The sequence below is a fragment of the Stagnihabitans sp. genome, from assembly GCF_964946895.1.
Genome location: NZ_CBBQHX010000024.1, coordinates 1 through 23,772 on the forward strand (window position 1 = coordinate 1; position 23,772 = coordinate 23,772).

17 protein-coding genes and 2 tRNA genes are annotated in these 23,772 nt (G+C 63.5%); 10 read left to right on the forward strand and 9 right to left on the reverse strand.

Features of this window, described 5'->3' with window-relative positions; all coding sequences use genetic code 11:
* Positions 1 to 194: 194 nt before the first annotated feature.
* The 4 genes from AC1Y2B_RS15175 to AC1Y2B_RS15190 all read right to left on the reverse strand — a co-directional run bounded on the left by AC1Y2B_RS15175 (position 195) and on the right by AC1Y2B_RS15190 (position 5,704).
* Positions 195 to 1,184: a uroporphyrinogen decarboxylase family protein gene (locus AC1Y2B_RS15175; RefSeq protein WP_482253949.1), complete on the reverse strand. Its 990-nt coding sequence runs from the start codon at positions 1,182 to 1,184 to the stop codon at positions 195 to 197.
* A complete protein-coding gene (locus AC1Y2B_RS15180) occupies positions 1,181 to 2,236 on the reverse strand; it encodes a DUF4037 domain-containing protein (RefSeq protein WP_482253950.1) in 1,056 nt (351 codons plus the stop codon). The genes AC1Y2B_RS15175 and AC1Y2B_RS15180 overlap by 4 nt, the downstream gene beginning before the upstream one ends.
* A 114-nt stretch (positions 2,237 to 2,350) precedes the next feature.
* The gene (gene rhaI / locus AC1Y2B_RS15185) at positions 2,351 to 3,631 is read right to left on the reverse strand and encodes an L-rhamnose catabolism isomerase (RefSeq protein ID WP_482253951.1); all 1,281 of its coding nucleotides are present in this window, start codon (positions 3,629 to 3,631) and stop codon (positions 2,351 to 2,353) included.
* Between the two features lie 3 nt (positions 3,632 to 3,634).
* Positions 3,635 to 5,704 (reverse strand): bifunctional rhamnulose-1-phosphate aldolase/short-chain dehydrogenase, encoded by a 2,070-nt coding sequence (locus AC1Y2B_RS15190; RefSeq protein WP_482253952.1) that lies wholly within the window; start codon positions 5,702 to 5,704, stop codon positions 3,635 to 3,637.
* A gap of 154 nt (positions 5,705 to 5,858) precedes the next feature.
* Here AC1Y2B_RS15190 and AC1Y2B_RS15195 point away from each other — a divergent pair, with 154 nt between their 5' ends.
* From AC1Y2B_RS15195 to rhaM, 6 genes are all read left to right on the forward strand, one after another.
* Positions 5,859 to 6,659, forward strand: a complete 801-nt coding sequence (locus AC1Y2B_RS15195) for a DeoR/GlpR family DNA-binding transcription regulator (protein ID WP_482253953.1) — start codon at positions 5,859 to 5,861, stop codon at positions 6,657 to 6,659.
* Between the two features lie 27 nt (positions 6,660 to 6,686).
* The gene (locus tag AC1Y2B_RS15200) at positions 6,687 to 7,730 is read left to right on the forward strand and encodes a rhamnose ABC transporter substrate-binding protein (protein WP_482253954.1); all 1,044 of its coding nucleotides are present in this window, start codon (positions 6,687 to 6,689) and stop codon (positions 7,728 to 7,730) included.
* A 75-nt stretch (positions 7,731 to 7,805) separates the two neighbouring features.
* Positions 7,806 to 9,317 carry a sugar ABC transporter ATP-binding protein gene (locus AC1Y2B_RS15205; protein WP_482253955.1) on the forward strand — a complete coding sequence of 504 codons (1,512 nt, stop codon included), beginning with the start codon at positions 7,806 to 7,808 and terminating at the stop codon, positions 9,315 to 9,317.
* The gene (locus AC1Y2B_RS15210) at positions 9,314 to 10,315 is read left to right on the forward strand and encodes an ABC transporter permease (protein ID WP_482253956.1); all 1,002 of its coding nucleotides are present in this window, start codon (positions 9,314 to 9,316) and stop codon (positions 10,313 to 10,315) included. Before AC1Y2B_RS15205 ends, AC1Y2B_RS15210 begins: the two co-directional genes overlap by 4 nt.
* On the forward strand, positions 10,315 to 11,265 hold the full coding sequence (locus AC1Y2B_RS15215) for an ABC transporter permease (RefSeq protein ID WP_482253957.1): 951 nt from the start codon (positions 10,315 to 10,317) through the stop codon (positions 11,263 to 11,265). Before AC1Y2B_RS15210 ends, AC1Y2B_RS15215 begins: the two co-directional genes overlap by 1 nt.
* An 8-nt stretch (positions 11,266 to 11,273) precedes the next feature.
* Positions 11,274 to 11,585, forward strand: coding sequence for an L-rhamnose mutarotase (gene rhaM, locus AC1Y2B_RS15220; RefSeq protein WP_482253958.1), 312 nt, complete (start codon positions 11,274 to 11,276; stop codon positions 11,583 to 11,585).
* Between the two features lie 30 nt (positions 11,586 to 11,615).
* Here rhaM and AC1Y2B_RS15225 read toward each other — a convergent pair whose 3' ends face one another.
* From AC1Y2B_RS15225 to AC1Y2B_RS15235, 3 genes are all read right to left on the reverse strand, one after another.
* Positions 11,616 to 12,983 carry an FGGY-family carbohydrate kinase gene (locus AC1Y2B_RS15225; protein ID WP_482253959.1) on the reverse strand — a complete coding sequence of 456 codons (1,368 nt, stop codon included), beginning with the start codon at positions 12,981 to 12,983 and terminating at the stop codon, positions 11,616 to 11,618.
* A 164-nt stretch (positions 12,984 to 13,147) separates the two neighbouring features.
* Positions 13,148 to 13,222: transfer RNA gene (locus AC1Y2B_RS15230), tRNA-Gly, on the reverse strand.
* 415 nt (positions 13,223 to 13,637) lie between these two features.
* A tRNA-Gly gene (locus tag AC1Y2B_RS15235) sits at positions 13,638 to 13,712 on the reverse strand.
* Positions 13,713 to 14,024: 312 nt separating this feature from the next.
* On the opposite strand from AC1Y2B_RS15235, the gene AC1Y2B_RS15240 reads away from it, so the two are divergent.
* Positions 14,025 to 14,261 (forward strand): EF-hand domain-containing protein, encoded by a 237-nt coding sequence (locus AC1Y2B_RS15240; protein WP_482253960.1) that lies wholly within the window; start codon positions 14,025 to 14,027, stop codon positions 14,259 to 14,261.
* A 315-nt stretch (positions 14,262 to 14,576) separates the two neighbouring features.
* On the opposite strand, the gene AC1Y2B_RS15245 is transcribed toward AC1Y2B_RS15240, so the two are convergent.
* Both AC1Y2B_RS15245 and AC1Y2B_RS15250 read right to left on the reverse strand, forming a co-directional pair.
* Complete coding sequence (locus AC1Y2B_RS15245) at positions 14,577 to 18,023, reverse strand: pyruvate carboxylase (protein ID WP_482253961.1); 3,447 nt, start codon at positions 18,021 to 18,023, stop codon at positions 14,577 to 14,579.
* A gap of 161 nt (positions 18,024 to 18,184) precedes the next feature.
* Positions 18,185 to 19,708: an MDR family MFS transporter gene (locus AC1Y2B_RS15250; RefSeq protein WP_482253962.1), complete on the reverse strand. Its 1,524-nt coding sequence runs from the start codon at positions 19,706 to 19,708 to the stop codon at positions 18,185 to 18,187.
* 116 nt (positions 19,709 to 19,824) lie between these two features.
* On the opposite strand from AC1Y2B_RS15250, the gene AC1Y2B_RS15255 reads away from it, so the two are divergent.
* From AC1Y2B_RS15255 to AC1Y2B_RS15265, 3 genes are all read left to right on the forward strand, one after another.
* Positions 19,825 to 20,406, forward strand: a complete 582-nt coding sequence (locus AC1Y2B_RS15255) for a MarR family winged helix-turn-helix transcriptional regulator (RefSeq protein WP_482253963.1) — start codon at positions 19,825 to 19,827, stop codon at positions 20,404 to 20,406.
* Positions 20,407 to 20,459: 53 nt separating this feature from the next.
* Positions 20,460 to 21,224, forward strand: a complete 765-nt coding sequence (locus AC1Y2B_RS15260; RefSeq protein ID WP_482253964.1) for a pyrroline-5-carboxylate reductase family protein — start codon at positions 20,460 to 20,462, stop codon at positions 21,222 to 21,224.
* A gap of 98 nt (positions 21,225 to 21,322) precedes the next feature.
* Positions 21,323 to 23,689 carry an ATP-dependent helicase gene (locus tag AC1Y2B_RS15265; RefSeq protein ID WP_482254005.1) on the forward strand — a complete coding sequence of 789 codons (2,367 nt, stop codon included), beginning with the start codon at positions 21,323 to 21,325 and terminating at the stop codon, positions 23,687 to 23,689.
* The last annotated feature ends 83 nt before the right edge of the window (positions 23,690 to 23,772 follow it).

Below are 23,772 nucleotides of genomic sequence, written 5' to 3' on the forward strand. Positions count from 1 at the left end.
GGTCGCGGCGGAAGTTGATGTAGACCTCGTGCAGGTCGAAGGGGTGGTCGGAGCCGATCCAGAAGGTGCCTTCGGGGGTCGTGGGATGGGTCATGTGGCAAGCCTCCCTTGGGCACGGACTTGTGCGACGTCTTTGGGGTTAGAGTGCCGGGTATGGGCCGCCCTTGCCAGCGCAATCGGGGCGGCCCTCGGCCTCAGGCGGCCAAGGTGCCGTAGAGGGGGGCCAGTTTTTGCACCACGCGGTAAGCGTGGATCAGGCGCGCGGGCGGGATGTCGGGCTGGATGAAGTGGCCGCCGTTGAAGATGAAGCCGCCGCCGGGGGCGTAGATGGCGAAGCGGTTGGTGATGTATTCCTCAAGCTCGTCGCCTTCGAATTTCAGGAGGCCGTCGATCACGTCGAGGGAGCCGTAGATGGTGATCTTGTCGCCCCATTTGGCTTTGACCTCTTTGGGGTCCATGCCGGCGGATTCCTGCACGGGGTGCCAAGAGGTGTAGCCCATCTCGATGATGTCATCGACGATTTGCAGGATATAGCCGTCGGAATGGAGGTTGACAGGCAGGCCTCGGCTGCGGGCGTGCTGGACGACGCGCATGGCGTAGGGTTTGATCAGCTTGCGCCAGCTTTTCGGAGAGAAGAGCATGGTGCCGTTCGAGCCCCAGTCATCGGACAGGGTCATCATGTCGACCCCGGCTTCGACAAGGTTATCGACCTGGATGCACATCCAGTCGGCGTATTTGTCGAACCATGCGGCCATGCGGTCGGGCTGGCCGCCGAGATGCATCCAGCAATTCTCGATGCCAAGGAAGGAGGAGGTGCCTTCCACCATGCCCCAGCAATGCGCCAGAACGGCGCGCTTGCCCTTTTGCTGGGCCACGGCGGTGGCGATGTTGGTGCCGCCGAAGTCATAGTTCCAGGCGGTGTAGTTCAGCCATTTGGGGTCTTTGGGATCCTCGAAACTGAGGGAGTCCAGTTCCATGATGTCGAACTTGCGGCCGTATTGGTTGGGGAAGGGCATGAGGCCGACAAAGACATCGACGCCGAACTCCTCCATGAATTTCTCGCGGGGGCCGTAGTCTGCCTCCAGCCGGTCAAGGAACTGGCGTTGATAGAGCCAGCAGTCGATGGGGGTGCGGTCAGTCGGCTGGCGGTTGATCGTGGCCATCACGCGTTCTAATGAGTTCATGCTTGCTCCAATACCAACATGCGCCGCCAATCGGCGATATCCACCCCGTCGACGAAGCCGGAGTGGAAGGATTCCCAATGAACCTGTTCCCATTGCGGGATCAGGAGTTTGATGTCTGCGGGGCATTTCTGGATCAGTTCGGCATAGGCCGATTCCAGAAGCCGGTAGCCCGAGGTGGGCGAGACCTTGAAGCGCGGGTGCGGGGCGATCAGGCCGTCTTCGACCATGGCGGCGTCGAGGATGTCGGACATCTGATGCAGCAGGTCCAGCTTCTCCTCCCACGATGTGGAAAGCTGGGGCGCCTTTTCGACGATATGGGCCAGACGCGCGCCCATGCGGGGCAGGCGGTGGAACATCTCGGTCAGCCATTTGTCGTAGGGGTAATAGGTGCGGTCCAGCAGGAAGGCCATCTGCACGCCCCAGCGCAGCGAGCGGGCGAAGGTGGTGGAGGCGTAGAGGGTGTTGTTTCTGAGGAGCGCACGTTTCAACGCATAGACGCCCATGCCGGAGAAGTAACGGGACCAGTGGGCAAGGCGGCGCAGGCGGACAGGTTCGGGATAGTAGTTGAGGAGTGCCGTGCGGATGGCGGAGAATTGCTGCGAGGGGTCGTGCCAGACCTCGCCGGCGATGATGTGGGTGATGTCCTCCTCGGGGATCGTCAGCCACTCGGCCAGGGTTTGCGGTGGATGGTCAAGGCCGATGGTGGAGAGGAGGTGGTGGTCCAGCGAGGCCAGCGCCACGCCCTTGGTGCGGGTGTAGCCCTCGCGCAGTTCCCGGCCGCGCCAATGTTGTGGCAGGAGGGCGGCCAGCGTGTCTTCGATCTGCGCGCCCTTGGTGTCCATCAGGGTTTGGGGGAGGAGGATGTTGACCCGCAGGCCAAAGTGATGGTCGGTGGAGTATTCGTCGTCCAGCCGCAGCACTTCCGAACCGTAACCAAAGAAACCGGCGGCCATCTGGGCTGTTTCGGCGGGGTAATGCTGGGTCAGCAGGGGCAGCACGATGTCGGACCAGAAATCGTGGCTTTCGTCGATGATGGATCGTTTGTCTGCCATGGTCCCGGCCTCCCCTCCGGTGTCTGGCGTCAGGTAGGGTGGGGTTAAACCCCACCCTACGGTGGCAGGCGGTGCTTGTAGGGTGGGGTTTAACCCCACCCTACGGGGTCGGCGTCAGACGATGCCGGACGATGCACCGATCACTGCGGGGCGCTCTTTCGCCTTCTCGGCCCGGTAGCCCGAAGCGCGGTAGGTGGCGATCGGGTCCAGGGCGCCACCTTGCCGGGCGCGGGCCTCGGCCAGAATGGGCGAGACGTCGGTGATATAGGCGGCTTTCAGCAAACGGTGCGCGGCGAGAACGTCGTTGGCGTCCTGCGCTTCGGTCAGGGCCTTGCGGTCCACAAGGCTTGCCTGCACGTAGGCGCGGGCGATTTCGATGGACGAGGACATCAGGCTTTCGATCGGGTCGGTGACGTTGTGGCTTTGGTCGATCATATAAGCGAGGTTGAGGCCCTTGGGTTCGGCATACACCAACTCGTTGAAGACGAGGAACAGGCGGAAAGGGTCGACGGAGCCGGCATCAAGGTCATCGTCGCCGTATTTGCTGTCGTTGAAGTGGAAGCCCGCGAGTTTGCCGACATGGATCAGGCGGGCGACGATCTGTTCGATGTTGGTGTTGGGGGCGTGGTGGCCAAGGTCCACCAGACATTTGGCTTGGGACCCAAGGGTTTGGGCGGCGATGAGGCTGCTGCCCCAGTCGGAGATGACGGTGGAATAGAACGCCGGTTCATACATCTTGTGTTCGATATACATCGTCCAGTCTTGCGGCAGGCCCTCGTAGATCTGGCGCATGGCGTCGAGGTAGTGTTCAAACATCCGGCCCATGTTCTGCTGGCCGGGGAAGTTGGTGCCGTCGCCGACCCAGACCGTCAGGGCGGTGGAGCCAAGCTTCTGGCCGATCTCGATGCATTCAAGGTTGTGCTCGATGGCCTGATGGCGGGTCATTGCGTCGGCATTGGACAGGGAGCCGAACTTGTAGCTGTGGGTCTGGCCCGTCTGATCCTGAAAGGTGTTGGAGTTCATTGCATCAAAGCCGAGGCCATACTGGGCGGCCTCTTGCCGGAGCGCGTTGTAGTCGGTGACCTTGTCCCACGGGATATGGGGGGAGACGGTGCGGGTGCCGCGCGTCAGGGCCTGGATGACGCCGCAGTCTTCCAGCTTGTCATGGATGTTGCGCGGCTCCCCCAGCCCCGGGAAGCGGGCGAAGCGGGTGCCGCCGGTGCCGACGCCCCAGGTGGGGATGGCGACAGACCAGTTGATCGCGCGTTGGGTCAGGGTTTCGATATCGACACCGCGGCGGGCGAGTTGGCGGCCAAGGGAGGCGTAGTCTTCGGCTTGGGCTTCGGCGGCTTGGTGGTTCAGTGTGCCGATCAGGTCGGTTGAGATTTCGGTCATCGCTTACCTCGTAAACGACACGGCATTGCCCGCGTCGACGTTCAGGAAATTGCCGGTGCTCTTGTTCGACAGGTCGGAGGCGAAGAAATAGACGCCTTCCGCGATATCCTCGGGGAAGACGGACCGCTGCAGGAGGGAGCGCTTGCGGTAGTGATCCTCCAGTTCATCGACGGAGATCTTGTTTGAGGCGGCGCGTTGCTGGCTCCATTCGCCTTTCCAGATCTTCGAGCCGCGCAGGACGGCGTCGGGGTTGACCACGTTGACGCGGATGCCCATGGGGGCGCCTTCCAGCGCCATGCAGCGGGCGAGGTGGATTTCAGCGGCTTTCGCGGTGCAGTAGGCGCTGGCGCCGGGGGAGGCGGCGACGCCGTTTTTCGAGGCGATGAAGATCATCGAGCCACCGAGGGCTTGGGTTTTCATCACCCGGTAGCCTTCACGCCCGACGAGGAAATAGCCGGTGGACAGGATGTCCATCGTCTTGTTCCACATGGCCAGCGTCGTATCCTCCACCGCTGCGGCAGAGGTGATGCCGGCATTGTTCACCAGCACGTCCAGCCCACCGTATTCGCCGATGGTATGCTCGATGGCGGCGAGGACTTGCTCTTCCGAGGTCACGTTCATCAGGACGCCGCGCACCATGTCCTTACCGTAGCGTTTGGCGAAGCCTGCGGTGACGTCGTCCAGCGCGGTCTGGTCGATATCGGCCAGAACCACATTGCAGCCTTCGCGCAGCAGGCGTTCGGCGGTGGCCGAACCGATCCCGCCAGCCCCGCCGGTGATGAAGGCCACACGGCCCTGCATCGACTTCGGTTTGGGCATGCGTTGCAGCTTGGCCTCTTCGAGGAGCCAGTATTCGATGTTGAAGGCTTCTTGGGTGTCGAGGCCCTGGTATTCGGAGACGCCAGAAGCGCCGCGCATGACGTTGATGGCGTTGACGTAGAACTCGGCCGAGATGCGGGCGGTCGCCTTGTCCTTGGCAAAGGACAGCATGCCGACGCCGGGGATCAGGTAGATCACGGCGTTCGGGTCGCGCATCGCGGGGGAGTTGGCGTGCTTGCAGCGGTCGTAATAGGCGGCGTAGTCGGCACGGTAGCCGGCGATCAGGGTGTCCAGGGTGGCGGCATCGGCGTCGGCGGGGACGATCAGCGGCTTGATCTTGGTGCGCAGGAAGTGGTCGGGGCAGGAGGTGCCCAAGGGGGCCAAGGCCTCCAGCATGTTGGAATTCACGAATTCAAGCACTTCCGGCGCGTCGGTGAATTGGCCCGCCTTCATCTCGGATTTCGAGATGCGGCCGCGGATCAGCGGCATCAGGCGACGGGCGGTGGCGGCTCGTTCGTCTTGCGGTAGGGTGGGGTTCTTTACCCCACCAAACGCTGGGCGTTTCACATGCGCATCCAGCCAGACGGCGGCCTTGTTGATGATGCGCAGGGTTTGTTCATAGGACTCTTTGGCCGTGGCGCCCCAGGTGAAGAGGCCGTGACTGCCCAGAACCAGCCCGACCATGTTGGGGTTTTCTTCCGCCATCTTGCCAAGCTTGATGCCAAGGTCGATGCCGGGGCGCTGCCAGGGCAGGTAGCCGATCTCATCGCCGAAGATCTCGTTGGTCAGGGCGATCTGGTCTTTCGAGGCGGCAATCGCGATCACGGCGTCGGAATGGACGTGATCGACATGGATGTGCGGCACGAAGCCATGCAGCCAGGTATCAATCGACGGCGCACGCGGGTTCAGGTTGAAGATGCAATGCCCCAAGGCATCGACCATCGCGTCTTCCTGATCAAGGCTTTTGTACTGCGCCTTCAGTTGGAAGAGCTTGTCCATGTACAGCGTGGCAAACCCGTCCAGCTTCATGCTGCCGATGTCGCCACCCGAGCCCTTGACCCACAGCACCGTCACCTCCGCCCCGGTCAGCGGGTCTTTCGCCTGAACCTTGGCCGAGGTGTTGCCGCCGCCGAAGTTGGTGATCCTGAGGTCCGAGCCCAAGAGGTTGGAGCGGTAGAGCAGCTTGCCCGGCTCATCAAGCGTGGCAGCATGGGCGTCGTCCCACAGGGACGGAAGAAGGATGTCTTGGGTCATCGCTTTTTCATGTTTGGGAAGGTTGCGGTCAAGGATAGGGGTAAAACGCTCATAGTCAATCACGAAACGTCGCGCTGCGCTGCAGAGAATCTACTGCGATGCAGCATTGCGATTGTTTGTTGACGGATGTGAGCGATTCTGACTAGCTTGAGCTATGCATGAACGTGAAAGATGGCAACTTATCCTGACCCGGCTGCGCGAACGCGGGATTGTTCGTGTAAACGATCTTGCCGCAATGACGGGTGCCTCATTGGCCACACTGCGCCGGGATCTGGCGCGGCTGGAAGATACTGGGCAACTGCGCCGTGTGCATGGCGGGGCGGAAACGGCGGAAGTCTCCAGTCAGGGTGACCTGACGGCGGTTTCGTTTGGCGCAAGCCAGACGACGAATGCCGACAACAAGCTGGCGGTGGCGCGCAAGGCGGCCAGCCTGTGTGCGGATGGCGATTCGATCATCCTCAACGCGGGATCCACCACATGGTTCATGGCGCAGTGCCTGCGCCAGCACCGGATGCAGGTGCTGACCAACTCTTTCCCGATTGCGCAGGAGTTGATCGCCAACTCTGGCAACCGGGTCGTGCTGCCGGGCGGGGAATTGTACCGCGAGCCGGGGATCATCCTGTCGCCGTTCGAAGAGGATGCGATCCAGCACTTCGCGGCCGGCAAGATGTTCATGTCGTGTTATGCGATCACGCCCATGGGCGTGATCGAAAGCGATCCTTTGATCGCGCGGGCGGAAGCAAAACTGCTCAGCCGCGCGGAAAAGCTGATCGTCATTGCAGATTCCTCGAAGTTCGAGGCGCGGGGCAACATGGTTGTCTGCCCCCTGACGCGGGTCTCCACGGTGGTCACCGATGCCGGTGCGCCAGCGGGGATGGTGGATCATCTGCGGTCGGTGGGGGTGGAGGTCCTCATTGCCGAAGATGAACGGATAACGAAGCTATCGGCGGCTTGAAGCCGGGAACCAAACGGGAGGACGACAATGAAGATGAATAAATTTGGTGTGGCCTTGACCATGGCGGCAAGCCTCTTGGGCTCGACCGTGATGGCGGATGTGATCGAGGCCAAGCCGGGCCAAGCGGTGAACATGGTGCTGCTGCCGAAATTCCTGGGCATTCTGCCCTTCGATCAGGCCGATCGTGGCGCGCAGGAAGCGGCGAAGGAACTGGGCAACACCGGGACCTATCAGTACATCGGCCCGACCGCCGAAAACTCGGCGGCCGGTCAGATCGAAATGCTGACCACGGCCACCACGCAAAAGCAAAACGTGGTGATGATGTCGAACAACGCCGGCGACCAGATCGCGCCGACGGCCGAGGCCGCACAGGCCGCGGGCACCAAGGTTGTGACGTGGGACTCGCCCATTCCCTCGGGCAAGGGCGAAAGCCTGTTCGTGGCGCAGGTTGACTTCGGCTCGATCGGCACCGTTCTGGCCGACATGGTCTATGACGAAGCCGGTGGCAAGGGCGAGTTCGCCATCCTGTCGGCAAGCCCCGATGCGGCCAACCAGAACGCCTGGATTGATGCCATGAAGAAGGTCCTGGCGTCCGACGCCAAGTACAAGGACCTGAAACTGGATGACGTCGTTTACGGCAATGACCAGTCGGAAGAATCCTACAACCGCGCCTTGGGCCTGGTCGACAAATACAAGGACCTGAAGGTGATCATGGCCCCGACCACGGTCGGTATCGTGGCCGCTGCCAAGGCGATGCAGGACGAAAAGCTGTGCGACAAGGTCAAGGTATCGGGCCTTGGTTTGCCGGCGGAAATGGTGTCCTACACGATGAACGGCTGCGCGCCGGAATTCGCGCTGTGGTCCTTCGTCGACCTTGGGTATCTGACCTATTACACCAGCTACCTGCTGGCGACCGGGTCGATCAAGGGTGAGATCGGCGAAGAGTTCAAGGCTGGCCGTCTGGGCACCATGAAGATCGACGAGGATCCGGGCCGCAAGGGTGCCAAGCGCGTCCTGATGGGGCCGTTCACGGTGTACAACAAGGACAACGTCGAAGCCGCCTCGAAGTAATCGCGGGCCGTTTCAACGATTTGCAGGGCCGCCCCGGTGGCGGCCCTGTCTTCTCTCATATCCCGGATTCCGCCCGTGACAGCTGTTCTGGAACTGCGCAACATCGCCAAGAGCTTTGCCGCCACCGCGGCGCTGAAGGAGATGAACCTGGCCATCGAGCCGGGGGAAATCCACGCCATCGTGGGCGAAAACGGCGCGGGCAAATCCACGCTGATCAAGATCATGACCGGGGTGCATCAGCCTGACACCGGCGAGATCCTGGTGGATGGCAAGGCGGTCGCAGTACGTTCGACCCAGGATGCGCAAGGTTTGGGGATCGCGGCCATCTATCAGGAACCAATGGTGTTTCCCGATCTGGACGTGGCCGAGAACATCTTCATCTCGAACCGGGCCGAGGGCGCTTTCATGAACTGGAAGCGCATGTATGCCGAAGCGGCCAAGCTGATCGCGCAGTTGGGCGTGACCCTTGATGTCCACCGTGCCGCCGCCGGCCTGACGCTGGCCGAACAGCAGACGGTGGAAATTGCGCGGGCCTTGTCCTTGAACGTCAAGGTCCTGATCATGGACGAACCCACCGCCAGCCTGTCGGCGCATGAGGTGGCGCGGCTGTTGAAGATTGCGCGCGCGCTGAAGGCCAAGGGCGTGTCGGTCATCTACATCTCGCACCGCTTGGATGAGATTTTCGAGGTGGCGGACCGGGTTACGGTCATTCGCGACGGTCAGCACATCTCGACCAAACCGATTGCTGCGGTCACGCCGGATGGCATGGTCAAGGACATGGTCGGGCGGGCGATTGACTCGTTTGCCGTCAAGACCCACGCCAACCCGCATGGCGCATCGGTGCTGCGGCTAGAGGGTCTGGGGCGGGCGGGGGTGTTCGGGGGCATCAGCTTTGATCTGTCAGCCGGAGAAGTCTTGTGTTTTGCGGGCCTTGTGGGCGCGCGGCGGACGGATGTCGGGCTCGCGGTTTTCGGCATTGCGCCGGCGACCGAGGGGCGGATCCTGATCGACGGGCAAGAGGTGCAGATCACCAGCCCACAAGAGGCGATGGCCAAAAGCATCGCCTATGTCTCGGAAGACCGGCGCAAAATGGGGCTGGCGATGACGCTGCCGATCTTCGCCAATATCTCGCTGGCCAGTCTGGGGAAACTGCTGGGCGCGTTTGGCATCATTGACCGGCGGGCCGAGATGGCCATGGCCGAGAAATACCGCAAGCAACTGGCGATCAAGTCGCCGGGGGTGACGATTGACGTGGGCAAGCTGTCGGGCGGCAATCAGCAAAAGGTCATGCTGGCGAAATGGCTGGAGACCAAGCCGCGCATCCTGATCTTTGACGAACCGACGCGAGGCGTCGATGTGGGGGCCAAAGCGGAAGTGCACAACATCATCCGCCAATTGGCGAAAGAAGGCGTTGCGGTGCTGGTGATTTCGTCCGACCTGCCCGAGGTGCTGGCCTTGGCCGACCGCGTGCTGGTGATGCGGGAAGGCCGTCAGGCGGGGATCCTTGAAATTGCGGATGCAACGCAGGAACGCGTGATCGGTTTGGCTGCAGGACATGAAGCCCGTTTGCCGGAGGCGGCGCTATGATTGCCAAGATCCACCCCCAGACCCTGCGCATCATCGCGCTGTTCGTGGCGCTGCTGGCGACGGTGCTGTTCTTTTCCACCCAGATCGACAGTTACCTTAGCCCGCGGATGTTCACCCGCATCACCACCTCGGCGGCGGTGATCCTGCCGATTGCGGTGGGGCAGGCGATCGTGGTGATGACGCGCAACATAGACCTGTCGATCGGATCGACCGTGGGCGTCGTGGCCTATCTGACCGGCGAGTTTCTGGGCGGGCATCCGGATTTGAACCCGCTGCTGGTCGCCGTTCTGGCGATGGGGATCGGGGGCTTCATGGGGGCCATCAATGGCGTGCTGGTGTGCTGGGGCCGGGTGCCCTCGATCATCGTGACCTTGGGAACGCTGGCCTTGTACCGCACCTTTCTGGTGCAATATTCCGATGCCAAGACGATCACCACGGCCAGCTTGCCGCAATGGCTGGTGGACCTGCCGCAGGCCAATGCGTTTTCCATCTTCGGGCTGGATATTCGCGTGACGGTGGTGATGGCCCTTTGCGCCGCGATCGCGATGGGGCTGGCGCTGACACGGCTTAGGGCGGCGCGGCGGATCTATGCGGTGGGGTCCAACCCGGATGCGGCGGTGATGGCGGGGATCAATTCGGCCATGGTGGTGTTCGTGGCCTTCGTGCTGTCGGGCGCGTTTGCCGGGCTTTCGGGGCTGATTTTCCTGGCAAAGTTCGGGAATATCACGGTCGTGGCCGGCATGGGGTTCGAGTTGAAGGCAGTGGCTGCGGTGGTCGTGGGCGGGGTTTCGATCCTTGGCGGTTCCGGCAGCATGATCGGCGTGGTGATCGGCTGCGTGCTGGTCGATACGATTGACAACTCGCTGACCCGCTGGGAACTGGTGTCAGAGTTCTGGCGCGATGCCCTGCTGGGCATGCTGATCATGGCGGCGGTGACGGTCGATACGGTGATGTCACGCTCGCTTGGTCGGCTGGGTGCGAAGAAGGGAGCGCAGTGATGGCGCGTTTGAAATCCTGGGAGGGGATGCTGCTGGTCCTGTTCCTGATCACCTTCGCCGGCAACGTGGCGCTGGCGCCCGAGTTTCTGACCATTCAGAACCAGATCAACCTGTTCCAGTTGTCGATTGAAAAGATCATCGTGGCCCTGGTGATGACGCTGATCATCATCAACGCCGAGATCGACCTGTCGGTCGCCTCGGTCATGGGGCTGTCGGCCTGCGCCTTTGGCTACATGCTGACCAATGGCTGGTCTGCGGGGCTGGCGATTGTGATCTGTCTGGCGCTGGGGCTTTTGGCGGGGCTGATCAACGCGCTGTTGATTGCGCGGGCGAAGATCCCCTCGCTGGTGGTGACGCTGGCCATGCTGATCGGGTTTCGCGGCTTTGCGCGCGTGCTGGTCAAGGATCAGAGCATGGGCGATTTCCCGGCTTGGGTCACGTTCTTGGGTCAGGATGCGCTGGTGGGACCGTTTCCGCTGTCGCTGATCCTGTTTGTCGTGTTTTTGCTGGGGCTTGGCGTGTTGCTGCACCGCACCGGATTTGGCCGACAGATCGTGGTGATTGGCACCAATGCCGAGGTGGCGCGGTTCTCTGGCCTCAATGTGGCAAGGGTCAAGACGGTGCTGTTCTTGATGAGCGGCTTCATCGCGGCCCTTGCGGGGCTGCTCTATGCCGCCCGCTTGGGCTCGGTGCGCGGCGATGCCGGGACGGGGTTTGAGCTGGATATCATCACGATGGTGCTGCTGGGCGGCGTCAGCATCTTTGGCGGCAAAGGCTCGATGACGGGGGTGCTTTTGTCGATCCTGATCATCTTGAACCTGAGGAACGGCATGGCGCTGACCAATATCACCGGGCATATCCAAACCGGGGTGATCGGCGTTCTGCTGATCGCCTCGGTCCTGATCCCCAATCTGTTGTCCGATCTGCGCGCCCGCCGCGCCAAAGCCTGAGGGTTCCCATGCGCCACGCGTTCAAGATGTATATCAACCCCGGGATGGAGGCGGAGTATATCCGCCGCCACGATGCGATCTGGCCGGAACTGTCGGCGCTGCTGACGGCTTCGGGGGTGTCGAACTATTCGATCCACCTTGACCGCGAGACGAACACGCTGTTCGGCTATCTGGAGCGCAGGGCGGGCCACACGATGGCCGATCTGCCCAAACATCCGGTGATGCAGAAATGGTGGGCCTACATGGGCGACATCATGGCCACGAACCCGGATGGCTCGCCCGTGGCGATTGACCTGACCGAGACGTTCTACTTGGCGTAAGGGCTTGGCAAGATGGGCAGATTGCCCATCTTACCCCAGGGCCGCCCACAGCGCCTGAACCTTGGCGCGCCAAAGTGTGGCATAGGCGGCAAGGCGCGGGTCGCCAGAGGGCAGAACCGGCGCGACCTGCGCCTTGGCGGCGGTCAGCGGCCCGGCCAGCAGGGCCGCACCCAGGCCGGTGCCGGCGCTTTGGCCGGCGGCAAGCACCGGTCGGCCGGTGACCGTGGCCAGCATCACCACAAAATCGGGATTGCCGCCGAAGGGGCCCTCGACATGGATCGGACCTTGCGCCCCGATCAGCGCCAGACACTCGGCCCCCATCAGCGCGGTGTAATAGCTGGCGGTAAGGGTGCGCTGGCCATCGGTGGCAGGCTCTGCCGTCCAGACCTGGCGCAGGCCGGGGAAGGGGCCGGTGTCAGGGTGTAGCGAGGGCAGGGCCATGAGGCCTGTCAGAACCGCCGCCCGGTCCGCCTCGGACGGGGAGGCGATCTGGCCGCGTGTCATTTCGTCAAACTCGCGGCCGCCCATGTAGCGGGCCGTGGGGGTCGGTGTGCCACGCGCATTGACGTTGACCAGCGTGTCGCGGCGCTGGTCCAGCGTGACCGTGGGGCCACCCACCGCAAGGTTGATCATCCAAGTGCCTGTGGAGACAACGGAAAACGCCTGCGCCTCGCCCAGATAGGGCAGAAGCGAGGCGTTGGAATCGTGGATGCCTGAGAGGACCGGCAGGCCTTGCGGCAGGCCGAGGGAGGCCGCCAGATCGGCACGCAGCGGGAAGCGCGCTGCGGCGGGCTGGACGGGCGGGAACAGCGAAGACCAGCCCAGCGTCGCCACCAGCGACGAAAACCGCGCCTGCCAGGGGTTCCAAAGGTCAGTATGGCAGCCAAGCGAGGTCAACTCGCTGGCCGCAACGCCGGTCAACCGATGCGCCCAGTATTGCGGATAGGTCAGGATATGGGCGGTGCGGGCAAAGGCCTCGGGGAAGGTCTGCGCTTGCCAGTACAGCTGCGCGCCAAGGTTGAGACCGCCGGGCAGGCGGGGGGAGCCTGTCTCGGCGAAGGGGGGGCGCAGGGTGTTGTAGGCGGGCAGGCTGTCGGGGCCGGGGTATTCGTAGTCCAGGATCGGCAGGGTCAGGACGCCCGAGCCATCCACCAGCGCCGCACAGGCCCCGTGGGTGGTGATGGAAATCGCGTCGATCGGATGCTGTTGGCCAAGGGTTTTCAGGCTGGACATGAGGAAGGTCCAAAGCCCCTCGGTGTCGAACTGCGGATAGGGGGGCGTGTCCAGCACACGGTTGGGCGTCTTGAACACCTGCACCTCTGCCCCGGTGGCAAGGTCGATCAGCAGGAGTTTGGCATTGGTCTTGCCAATGTCGATGACGGCCACATGCTGCACCATGATTTCCCCCGGAAAGCCTGTTGAAACCCTATCGGCAAGGCGACGAAAACCCAAGGAAAACAACGCGGCGCAGGGCGGTTTGGGTTTGATTTCCGCGGCTTGCCACGGGCCGATCCCGCAGGTCTGGAAACCAAAAAGGCCAGCCTTGCGGCTGGCCTTTTTATTGGAGCGGGCGAAGGGATTCGAACCCTCGACCCTAACCTTGGCAAGGTTATGCTCTACCCCTGAGCTACGCCCGCACTCCGTGGCGGCTTACTAGCGCGTGTCCGTGGCGGGGGCAAGCGGGTTTATTGCAGGATTTTGACAAGCTTGCTGCAATTGCGCCAAAAGCCCGGACAAGTCCGGCAAAGCAGGCGTCAGGCGTGGTGGAGGGTAGGACCTGCGCCGGAATTTGGGGGCGCGGGCGGGATGGGGGCTGGCGGTGCCATGACGGGGCAGTGGGGGCTGGGACATAGGGCTTGCGGTTGCGCGTGATTTGAACCGCCATCGGTGGTGGTGCCAGCGGCGGTTGCGCTGCGGCGGATCCGGGAAACTGCTGGCCTTGGGCGCGGTGTGCCGCAAGACGACCCGATCAACGCAGGGCGGTCTTTATGTGCAACTTCGTCGCCGCGCCAAAGCAAAAGGGCACCCTAGGGTGCCCTTTGAGCCTTCAACTGGAGCGGGCGAAGGGATTCGAACCCTCGACCCTAACCTTGGCAAGGTTATGCTCTACCCCTGAGCTACGCCCGCACTCCGTCGATGCGGACTATCTAGGCAAGGGCGCGTCGGGCTGCAAGAGGAAAAGTGAGGCGCAGCATGATTTTACCGCGTCCGAACCGCAAAAGAGCAAGACTCATCTGCGGATCGGGCCAAGCCAACCCGCCACCAAACGCGTTTTGCTGCGCCGCGTCAATTTGCTTTGCACCTGCAGTAAACTCGCCGTGAAGTGAGCGCTATCGGTGCTGTCTCCTCTGGAATTCATGATCAGAATCAATATGGTGCCCGGCGAAGGTCTTAACCTTCCCTATGGCTCGCAATGAGCCTGATTTTTTGGAGAACACCATGAAGTACACCGTTCTGGCCGCCGCTGCCCTGTTTGCCCTGACCTCGGTTTCCGCGATCGCCGCAACCGAAATCAAAGACACCGACGGCAATGGCACCTATTCCTTCGACGAACTGAAGGCCGCTTTCCCGGACCTGACCGCTGAAGTGTTCAAGGCTGCTGACACCAACGCTGACGGCCAACTGTCGGCTGACGAGCTGGCTGCTGCGCAAAAAGCTGGCAAGATCCCGGCTTGATTTGACGCGTCTGATCGTCTGATCAGAACGGGGCCGTCGTGGGAAACCACGGCGGCCTTTTGCGTTGCGGCGGCGGGGTTTGTTCATCATTGGCGCGGGGCTGCGCCGAATCGGGGCGGTTTTCCGGGGTTAACGCGGCACATCAGCGGGTTGGGGGCGTCGGGGGGCCGGCATTTCCGCGTCAGGTTTGCGTCGGGTTTGCGTAGCTACAGGGCGCGCGGCGGGCGGACTTAACGCAACGCGCGCTGCACAGGGCAAACCAAAGAAAAACGCGCCCCGGAGGGCGCGTTTGGGGGGCTGGACCGTGGGCCGGGATCACTCGAACTCGACGAGCAGGTCCTTGGCTTCGATCTGGGAACCGGGGTGGACGAAGACGGCTTTGACGGTGCCGGCGCGTTCGGCATGGATGCCGGTTTCCATCTTCATGGCTTCGATGGTCAGCATCAGATCGCCGGCATTCACCTTCTGGCCCGCCGCAATGCCGACCGAGGCGATGGAGCCGGGCATCGGCGCGCCGACATGGGCGGGGTTGCCTTCCTGGGCTTTCGGTTTGGCGGCGGTCTTGCCCTTGATGGCGCGGTTGGGGACGCGGATCACGCGGGGTTGGCCGTTGAGTTCGAAGAACACGCGGACATCGCCGTCTTCGGTGGTTTCGCCGACGGCTTGCAGGCGGATTTCGAGCGTCTTGCCGGGGTCGATTTCGGCGGAGATTTCCTCGCCCGCTTCCATGCCGTAGAAGAAGGTCTTGGTCGGCAGCACGCGGACCGGGCCATAGGCGCGGTGACGGGCGAGGTAGTCGAGGAAGACCTTGGGGTACATGAGGTAGCCGTTCAGGTCTTCGTCATCCAGCTTGTAGCCGTCGAGGTCTTTTTCGAGCTTGGCGCGGGTGGCTTCGAAATCGACCGGGGGCAGGGATTTGCCGGGGCGGTCGGTCAGGGGGGCTTCGCCCTTCAGGACTTTCTTCTGGATGGCTTCGGGCCAGCCGCCATGGGGTTGGCCGATGTTGCCTTTGAGCATGTCGACGACGGATTCGGGGAAGGAGACTTCCACGTTCGGGTCTTCGACTTGGGCGCGGTTCAGGCCTTGGGCGACCATCATCAGGGCCATGTCGCCTACGACCTTGGAGGAGGGGGTCACCTTGACGATATCGCCGAACATCTGGTTGGCATCGGCATAGGCCTGGGCGACCTCGTGCCAGCGTTCTTCGAGGCCCAAGCTGCGGGCCTGAGCCTTGAGGTTGGTGAACTGGCCGCCGGGCATTTCGTGCAGGTAGACCTCGGACGCCGGGGCGGGCAGGCCGGATTCGAAGGCGGCGTATTGGCCGCGGACGGCTTCCCAGTAGTTCGAGATTTCGCGGATGGCGGCGATATCAAGGCCGGTGTCGCGGTCGGTGTGGCGGAGGGCCTCGACAATCGAGCCGAGGCAGGGTTGCGAGGTGCCGCCGGAGAAGGCGTCCATCGCGGCGTCGACTGCATCCACTCCGGCGTCGCAGGCTGCGAGGATGGTGGCGGCGGCGGCGCCGCTGGTGTCATGCGTGTGGAAGTGGACGGGGAGGCCGACTTCCTGCTTGAGCGTCTTGACCAGCAGGCGGGCGGCGGCGGGTTTGAGGAGGCCTGCCATGTCTTTGAGGCCGAGGATGTGGGCTCCGGCGGCCTTCAGTTCCTTCGCAAGGTCGACGTAGTATTTCAGGTTATACTTGGCCCGGTTGGGGTCGAGCATGTCGCCGGTATAGCAGACAGTGCCTTCGCAGACCTTGTTGGCCTCCAAGACTGCGTCCATGGCGACGCGCATGTTTTCGACCCAGTTGAGGGAGTCGAAGACGCGGAAGACATCAACGCCGGATTTGGCGGCTTGGGCGACGAAACCCTGGACGACGTTGTCGGGGTAGTTGGTGTAGCCGACGCCGTTACTTGCGCGCAGCAGCATCTGGGTCATCAGGTTGGGCATGTGGCTGCGCAGGTCGCGCAGGCGTTGCCACGGGCATTCCTGCAGGAAGCGGTAGGCGACGTCGAAGGTGGCACCGCCCCAGCATTCAACCGAGAAGAGTTGCGAGAGGTTGGCGGCGTAGGCGGGGGCGACCTTGATCATGTCGAAGGAGCGCATGCGGGTGGCCAGCAAAGATTGGTGGCCGTCGCGCATGGTGGTGTCGGTGATCAGGACCTTTTTCTGCTTCAGCATCCAGTCCGCGACGGCTTGCGGGCCTTTTTGTTCCAAGAGGTTGCGGGTGCCCATCAGGGCCTCGGCGCCGACGCGCGGTTTGGGGGCGCGGGCCTTGCGGGCCTCGGCATGGGGTTTGGGGCGGCCGGCGGTTTCGGGGTGACCGTTCACCGTGATGTCAGCGATGTAGGTCAGGATCTTGGTGGCGCGGTCTTGGCGCTTCTTGAAGGTGAAGAGTTCCGGCGTCGTGTCGATGAATTTGGTGGTGTAGGAGTAGTCGAGGAAGGTCGGGTGTTTCAGCAGGTTGATGACGAATTCGATGTTCGTGCTGACGCCCCGGATGCGGAATTCGGACAGGGCGCGGTCCATGCGGGTGATGGCGGCTTGCGGGGTTTGGGCCCAAGCGGTGACCTTGACCAGCAAGGAGTCGTAGTAACGGGTGATGACGGAGCCTGCGTAGGCGGTGCCGCCGTCAAGGCGGATGCCGTTGCCGGTGGCGGAGCGGTAGGCAGTGAGGCGGCCGTAGTCGGGGATGAAGTTGTTTTGCGGGTCTTCGGTCGTGACGCGGCATTGCAGGGCGTGGCCGTTCAGGCGCACCTCGGCTTGGCTGGCGACGCCAGTGGCGGCGGCGAGGGTTTTGCCTTCGGCGATCAGGATTTGCGCTTGGACGATGTCGATGCCGGTGACCTGTTCGGTCACGGTGTGTTCGACCTGAACCCGGGGGTTGACCTCGATGAAGTAGAACTTGTCGGTGTTCATATCCATCAGGAATTCGACGGTGCCGGCGCATTCGTAGCCCACATGGGCGCAGATGCGGCGGCCGAGGTCGCAGACTTCGGCGCGTTGGGCCTCGGTCAGGTAGGGGGCGGGGGCGCGTTCGACGACCTTTTGGTTACGGCGCTGAACGGTGCAGTCGCGTTCGTAAAGGTGGTAGATCTCACCGTGCTTGTCGCCGAGGATTTGAACCTCAACGTGGCGCGCGCGGATGATCATCTTTTCCAGATAGCCCTCGTCGTTGCCGAAGGCGGCGGCGGCCTCGCGGCGGCCTTCCAGCACTTTGGCTTCGAGTTCTTCGGGGTTGTTGATCGGGCGCATGCCGCGACCGCCGCCGCCCCATGACGCTTTCAGCATCAGGGGGTAGCCTACCGCAGCGGCCTCGGCCTTGATGGCGGTGAAGTCGTTGCCCAAGACTTCGGTGGCGGGGATGACGGGGACGCCTGCGGCCATCGCCACCCGGCGGGCGGAGGCCTTGTCGCCCAAGGCGCGCATGGTTTCGGCTTTGGGGCCGATGAAGGTGATTCCATTCTGGTCGCAGGCATCGACCAGATCGGGGTTTTCCGAGAGGAGGCCGTAGCCGGGGTGGATCGCATCGGCGCCCGCCTCTTTGGCGACGCGGATGATCTCGGCAATCGAGAGATAGGCGCCGACCGGGGACAGGCCTTCGCCGATCAGATAAGCCTCGTCGGCCTTGAAGCGGTGGAGCGAGAGCTTGTCTTCCTCGGCATAGACGGCGACCGTCTTCTTGCCCAACTCGTTGGCGGCGCGCATCACGCGGATGGCGATTTCGCCGCGGTTGGCGATCAGAATCTTCTTGAATTCGGTCATGTCAGCCCCTTGGTCCCTGCGGGCGTTTGTCGCAGGTTTGGGACGCCATCCTAAGTCTGCTGCGGTGCGGCGCAAGGGGGGCAAAGGGGCAAACGCGCAAGAATTCCGCAAATGACTTGCCCCTGCCTTGGAATCAGGCAGGGGCGTGACCGGTTGCGGTCCTATTCGCCCTTGGGGACCATGCGGTTGACCAAGGCGACCTCTTCCAGCACGAAGGCGAAGCCCAGAGCCACGACGGCCATGGCGGCGGCGATCCAGTAAATCGGGTGGATCGCGTTGATCACGGCGGCGGCGACGGTGGCTTGCAGGTCGGGGGAGAGTTTGGCCATGGTTTGCGGGCCAAGATCGGCGCCGCCGCCCAGTTGGGCTGCCGCATCGCCCAGGCCGGACAGCAGGCGGGCCGAGAAGAGCGCGCCGAAGGCGGCCACGCCCAAGGCGCCGCCGCATTGCCGCAACAGGATGCCGGCGGCGGTGGCGGTGCCAAGGGTCTGGCGCGGCACGGCGTTCTGCACGGCGGTGGTGACGACCGGGAAGATGCAGCCCATGCCAAGGCCGACCATGACCAGCACAAGGCTGAAGGGCAGGATGCCGGTGTCGCGCGCCAGTTGCGTCAGGGCCAGCATGCCGATGGACAGAAGGCTGGCGCCGATGATCGGCAGGATCTTGTATTTGCCGGTCTTGCCCATGTAGCGGCCCGCAAGGGTAGAGGCCGCGACGATGCCCATGGTCAACGGGATCAGCTGCAGGCCTGATCCGGTGGGCGAGGCGCCCTTGGCGATTTGCAGGTAAAGCGGCAGGAAGGTGATTGCCCCGAACAGGGCCGCCCCCACGACAAAGCCAAGGATGGCGGTGACCCAGAAGACGTTCATGCCGAAAAGCCACATCGGCAGGATCGGCTCGGCGGCGCGACGCTCGATCAGGACGAAGGCCACCAGCGCCATCAGGGTGACGGCGGCCAAGGCTGCGGCGTTCAGCGAGGCCCAGTCGAAGCTGCGCCCGCCGAGGCTGGTCAGCAAGGTCAGCGCGCCAAGGCCGAGGGTCAGGGTGATCGCGCCCCACCAGTCGATCTGGTGATCGGTGCGGGCGGGACGGGCCTTGAAGCTGAAGGCAAAGCCCACGAGGGCGATCAGGCCGAGCGGGATGTTGATGAAGAAGATCCAATGCCAGTTGGCGTTTTGCGACAGCCAGCCGCCCGCCAAGGGGCCCAGCACGGAGGAGGTCGAGAAGACGGCGGCAAAGACGCCCTGGATCTTGCCGCGCTCCCGCGGGGGGACGACGTCGCCCACCACGGACAGGGCCAGCACGAACAGGCCACCGCCGCCAAGGCCTTGAATGGCGCGGGCGATGATCAGGAAGGTCATCGAGGAGGCCAGGCCACACAGCGCCGAGCCCGCGATGAAGATCGCCACGCACGAAAACACCATGATCCGGCGGCCATAAAGATCGCCCAGTTTGCCGTAGAGCGGGGCCACGATGGTCGAGGTCAGGATGTAGGAGGTCACCACCCAGGACAGGTGATCGAGACCGCCGAGGTCCGAGACGATGGTGGGCAGGGCGGTGGAGACGATGCTTTGGTCCAGCGCCGCCAGCAACAGCAGCAGGCCGATCGACAGGATGGTCAGCCGAAGCGACCCTGTCTCGTGCGGGGCGTGGCCGGGCGGGGCTTCGGAGGGGGCTTGGCTCATGGTTTTCTCCTGTTCGCAGGCGTCAGGACTAGGGGAGGGGCGTTTATATGTCAACAGCACATGATTGCGCAGGTCACATACTTGACAGTGGCACAGAAGGTCTTTTAGTCAAGGCCATGCCCGAGAAAACCCTGTCTTCCGCACCCTTGCCCCCGCCCCAGCCCCAACGCCCGCATGAGCGGGTGAAGGCCGCGCTGCAGGCGGCGGGCTTTGCCGAAGCGGCGGTGATGGCCATGCTGGCGTTGGATGCCGACCATTTCCACTATGTGCGGCGGGTGATGAAGGGCGACGTGCCGCAAAGCCTGATGGCAGAGCTGGGCGCCGGGCTGGAGGCGACGCAGTTTCACGCGCTGTCGGCGATCTTGCGGATCAAGGGCGGCTATGGGCGGCCTGCGGCAGAGGCGACGGTGGGGCTGTTGGCGGAAGAGATGGCGCTGGACCCCTCGCGCGCCAGCCGGATTGCGGCGGATCTGGTGGAGCGCGGGCTGTTGAGCCGGGCGGTCAGTCAGGAAGACGGCCGCCGGTCTGTTCTGGTGCCGACCGAGGCGGCCTGGGCCTTGATGGACGGTTTCTTGGCGGCCAAGTGGGCGCGGACGATGAAGCTGTTCGCCACCTGGTCCGAGGCGGATATCGTGACCTTCGCCCGCCTCTTTGGCCGCTATAGCGACGGGATGCGGGAACAATATCCGGCGGCCTGACCTTGCGGTGCCCGGCGCTTTGGCCGAGGCTTGCGGCAAAACGAGGGGCTGCGATGAAGCTGGGCATTCTGGGCGCGACGGGTTGGCTGGGGCAGGCTTTGGGGCTGCGGCTGATCGGTCAGGGGCTTTGGGCCGAGGGCGATCTGGTGCTGGCCAATCGCTCTGGCCGGCGCGCGGCTTACGGGGCCGGTGTCGTGTGGGGCGATGCGGCGGCGGTGTCGGCCTGTGACGTGGTGGTGATTGCCGTGCGGCCCGAGGACTTTCCGGTGGCGGGATTTGATCCGGGCGACCGGCTGGTGATTTCCTTCATGACGGTCTGGACGCAGGCCAAGCTGCGCCGATTGTTCCCGCAGGCGCGGATCGTGCGGGCGATGCCGAACGGGGCGGCGCCGGTCGGGCGGTCTTACACGCCTTGGGTGGGGGATGTTGACGCGGAAGATGCGGCGTTGGTCGGGCGGATCTTGTCCGCGATGGGCGGGCAGGACCGCGTGGCGGGCGAGGATGACCTGGACTATCTGGCGGCGTTGAGCGGATCGGGCGCGGCCTATCCGGCGCTGATGGCGCAGGCGATGCTGCGCGATGCCTTGGCGCGGGGGTTGCCCGAGCCTGTTGCCATGGCGGCAGTGGAGGCGGTGATCTGCGGCTCTGCCCCGTTTCTGGAGGGCAGGATGGGGGAACTGGGGGCGATCCTTGACACCTATCGCGGCTATCAGGGGGTGACGGCTGCGGGGATTGAGGCGGCGGAGGCGGGGCTTTCGCGTGCCGTAAAGGCCGCATTGGCCGCAGCAACGGCAAAGGCCAAGGCGCTGGGCGCTTAGGCTATCTTGCGGTGGAGAGGCGGATTTCTACCGTTCTTTGTGGCGCGGCAAGAACATAAGCGGAACAGCGCTTCCCATCCGGCCCGCATCGCGCTAGGCTGGCGCGCATGAGCGAGTCTGCCCCTTCGGAAGTCATTCCCCTGTCACGCCGTGCGCTGGCCGCCCGGCCTGCGCCCTATCTTGACGATCTGAACCCCGCGCAGCGCGCGGCGGTTGAGGCGCTGGACGGGCCTGTGCTGATGCTGGCGGGGGCTGGCACCGGCAAGACCAAGGCGCTGATTGCCCGGATCGTGCATCTGCTGGCGATGGGCAAGGCGCGCCCGAACGAGATTCTGTCGGTGACCTTCACCAACAAGGCCGCGCGCGAGATGAAGCTGCGGGTGGGCCGCATCCTGGGTGAGACGGCGGAGGGGATGGGGTGGATGGGCACCTTCCACTCATTGTCGGTCAAGATCCTGCGGCGGCATGCGGAACTGGTGGGGCTGAAAAGCAATTTCACCATTCTGGACACCGATGACCAGATCCGGCTGATGAAACAGCTGATTTCAGCGGCGAATATTGACGAGAAGCGCTGGCCGGCGCGGTTGTTGGCCAGTTTGATCGACAGCTGGAAGAACCGGGCGCTGTTGCCGGATCGGGTGCCGACCTCGGAGGCGTCAGCCTACAACAACCGTGGGACGGAGTTGTACGAGGCCTATCAGAACCGGCTGAAGACGCTGAACGCGACCGATTTCGGCGATCTGCTGATGCATTGTGTCACGATCTTCCAAGGCCACCCGGACGTGCTGGAGCAGTATCAGCGCTGGTTCAAATACATTCTGGTGGACGAGTATCAGGACACCAACGTGGCGCAGTATCTGTGGCTGCGGCTCTTGGCGCAGGGGCATCGGAATATCTGCTGCGTGGGCGATGACGACCAGTCGATCTATGGCTGGCGTGGCGCGGAAGTGGGCAACATCCTACGGTTTGAAAAGGATTTTCCCGGCGCGAAGGTGGTGCGTCTGGAGCAGAATTACCGGTCAACGCCGCATATTCTGGCGGCGGCCTCTGGCGTGATTGCGGCCAATGCCGGGCGGTTGGGCAAGACGCTGTGGACCGAGGAGACCAAGGGCGAGAAGGTGCGGCTGATCGGCCATTGGGATGGCGAGGAAGAGGCGCGCTGGATTGGCGAAGAGATTGAAGCGCTGCAGCGGGGCGGGCGCGGGATCGGGCTGTTGTCGTTGGATGACATGGCGATTCTGGTTCGCGCCTCGCACCAGATGCGGGCGTTTGAGGACCGGTTTCTGACGATCGGCATGCCGTACCGGGTGATCGGCGGGCCTCGGTTCTACGAGCGGCAGGAAATTCGCGACGCGATGGCGTATTTCCGGCTGGCGGTGAGCCCGGAGGATGATCTGGCGTTCGAGCGGATCATCAACACGCCGAAGCGGGGCTTGGGCGACAAGGCGCAGGCGGATGTGCAGCGGGCGGCGCGGCTGGCGGGCCTGCCCTTGCTGGACGGGGCGCGCGAAGTGCTGGCCAAGGGGGCGATTGGTGGCAAGGGCGGCAGTCATCTGCGCGCTTTTGTCGAGAATGTGGACCGCTGGCACCGGGTCATTCAAGGGCCGCACAACCATATCGAACTGGCCGAGCAGATCCTGGAGGAGTCGGGCTACACCGACATGTGGCAGAACGACAAGACGCCGGAAGCGCCGGGGCGGCTGGAGAACTTGAAGGAACTGGTCAAGGCGCTGGAACAGTTCGAGAATTTGCAGGGGTTTCTGGAGCACGTCTCGTTGATCATGGACAATGAGACGGAGGAGGCCGCCGAAAAGGTCTCGATCATGACGCTGCACGCGGCCAAGGGGCTGGAGTTTCCGGCGGTGTTTTTGCCGGGCTGGGAAGAGGGGCTGTTTCCCAGCCAACGGTCGATGGACGAAAGCGGGTTGAAGGGGTTGGAGGAGGAGCGGCGGCTGGCTTACGTGGGGATCACGCGGGCGGAACGGTTGTGCACGATCTCTTTCGCGTCGAACCGGCGGGTTTATGGGCAGTGGCAGTCGCAACTTCCCTCGCGGTTCATTGATGAACTGCCGAGCGAGCATGTGACGGTGCTGACGCCGCCGGTGCTGTATGGCGGCGGGTTCGGGGCGGCAGCGGTCAGTTTCAATTCCTCGGTCGAGCAACGGGCGACCAAGGCGGATGTCTATGCCTCGCCGGGGTGGAAGCGGATGACGGAGCGGGCCAATGCGGGGCCGGTGGGACGCACGCTGAGCCAGCCCCGCGAAGCGCGCGGCATCACGATCGATGCCGAGGCGGTGTCGGGGTTTGGCATTGGCGACCGGGTGTTTCACCAGAAGTTCGGCTATGGCGAGGTGATGATGGTGGAAGGCGACAAGCTGGACATCGAGTTCGACCACGCCGGAAGCAAGAAGATCGTCGCGCGCTGGGTGATCCCGGCGCATCAGGTGTCAGACGTGCCGTTCTGAAGCGGGCGGGGGGGCAGGCCCCCCCGCACCCCCCCGCCCCCCCGAAGAGCGGGGGTTTCACACCCCCGCGCCCCCGTGGGATA

Bases quoted from the DNA above. Each gene is read 5' to 3' on its own strand.
- AC1Y2B_RS15175 (WP_482253949.1), bottom strand. From the start codon at position 1,184: ATGAACTCATTAGAACGCGTGATGGCCACGATCAACCGCCAGCCGACT.
- AC1Y2B_RS15180 (WP_482253950.1), bottom strand. From the start codon at position 2,236: ATGGCAGACAAACGATCCATCATCGACGAAAGCCACGATTTCTGGTCC.
- rhaI (WP_482253951.1), bottom strand. From the start codon at position 3,631: ATGACCGAAATCTCAACCGACCTGATCGGCACACTGAACCACCAAGCC.
- AC1Y2B_RS15190 (WP_482253952.1), bottom strand. From the start codon at position 5,704: ATGACCCAAGACATCCTTCTTCCGTCCCTGTGGGACGACGCCCATGCT.
- AC1Y2B_RS15195 (WP_482253953.1), top strand. From the start codon at position 5,859: ATGCATGAACGTGAAAGATGGCAACTTATCCTGACCCGGCTGCGCGAA.
- AC1Y2B_RS15200 (WP_482253954.1), top strand. From the start codon at position 6,687: ATGAAGATGAATAAATTTGGTGTGGCCTTGACCATGGCGGCAAGCCTC.
- AC1Y2B_RS15210 (WP_482253956.1), top strand. From the start codon at position 9,314: ATGATTGCCAAGATCCACCCCCAGACCCTGCGCATCATCGCGCTGTTC.
- AC1Y2B_RS15215 (WP_482253957.1), top strand. From the start codon at position 10,315: ATGGCGCGTTTGAAATCCTGGGAGGGGATGCTGCTGGTCCTGTTCCTG.
- rhaM (WP_482253958.1), top strand. From the start codon at position 11,274: ATGCGCCACGCGTTCAAGATGTATATCAACCCCGGGATGGAGGCGGAG.
- AC1Y2B_RS15225 (WP_482253959.1), bottom strand. From the start codon at position 12,983: ATGGTGCAGCATGTGGCCGTCATCGACATTGGCAAGACCAATGCCAAA.
- AC1Y2B_RS15240 (WP_482253960.1), top strand. From the start codon at position 14,025: ATGAAGTACACCGTTCTGGCCGCCGCTGCCCTGTTTGCCCTGACCTCG.
- AC1Y2B_RS15245 (WP_482253961.1), bottom strand. From the start codon at position 18,023: ATGACCGAATTCAAGAAGATTCTGATCGCCAACCGCGGCGAAATCGCC.
- AC1Y2B_RS15250 (WP_482253962.1), bottom strand. From the start codon at position 19,708: ATGAGCCAAGCCCCCTCCGAAGCCCCGCCCGGCCACGCCCCGCACGAG.
- AC1Y2B_RS15255 (WP_482253963.1), top strand. From the start codon at position 19,825: ATGCCCGAGAAAACCCTGTCTTCCGCACCCTTGCCCCCGCCCCAGCCC.
- AC1Y2B_RS15260 (WP_482253964.1), top strand. From the start codon at position 20,460: ATGAAGCTGGGCATTCTGGGCGCGACGGGTTGGCTGGGGCAGGCTTTG.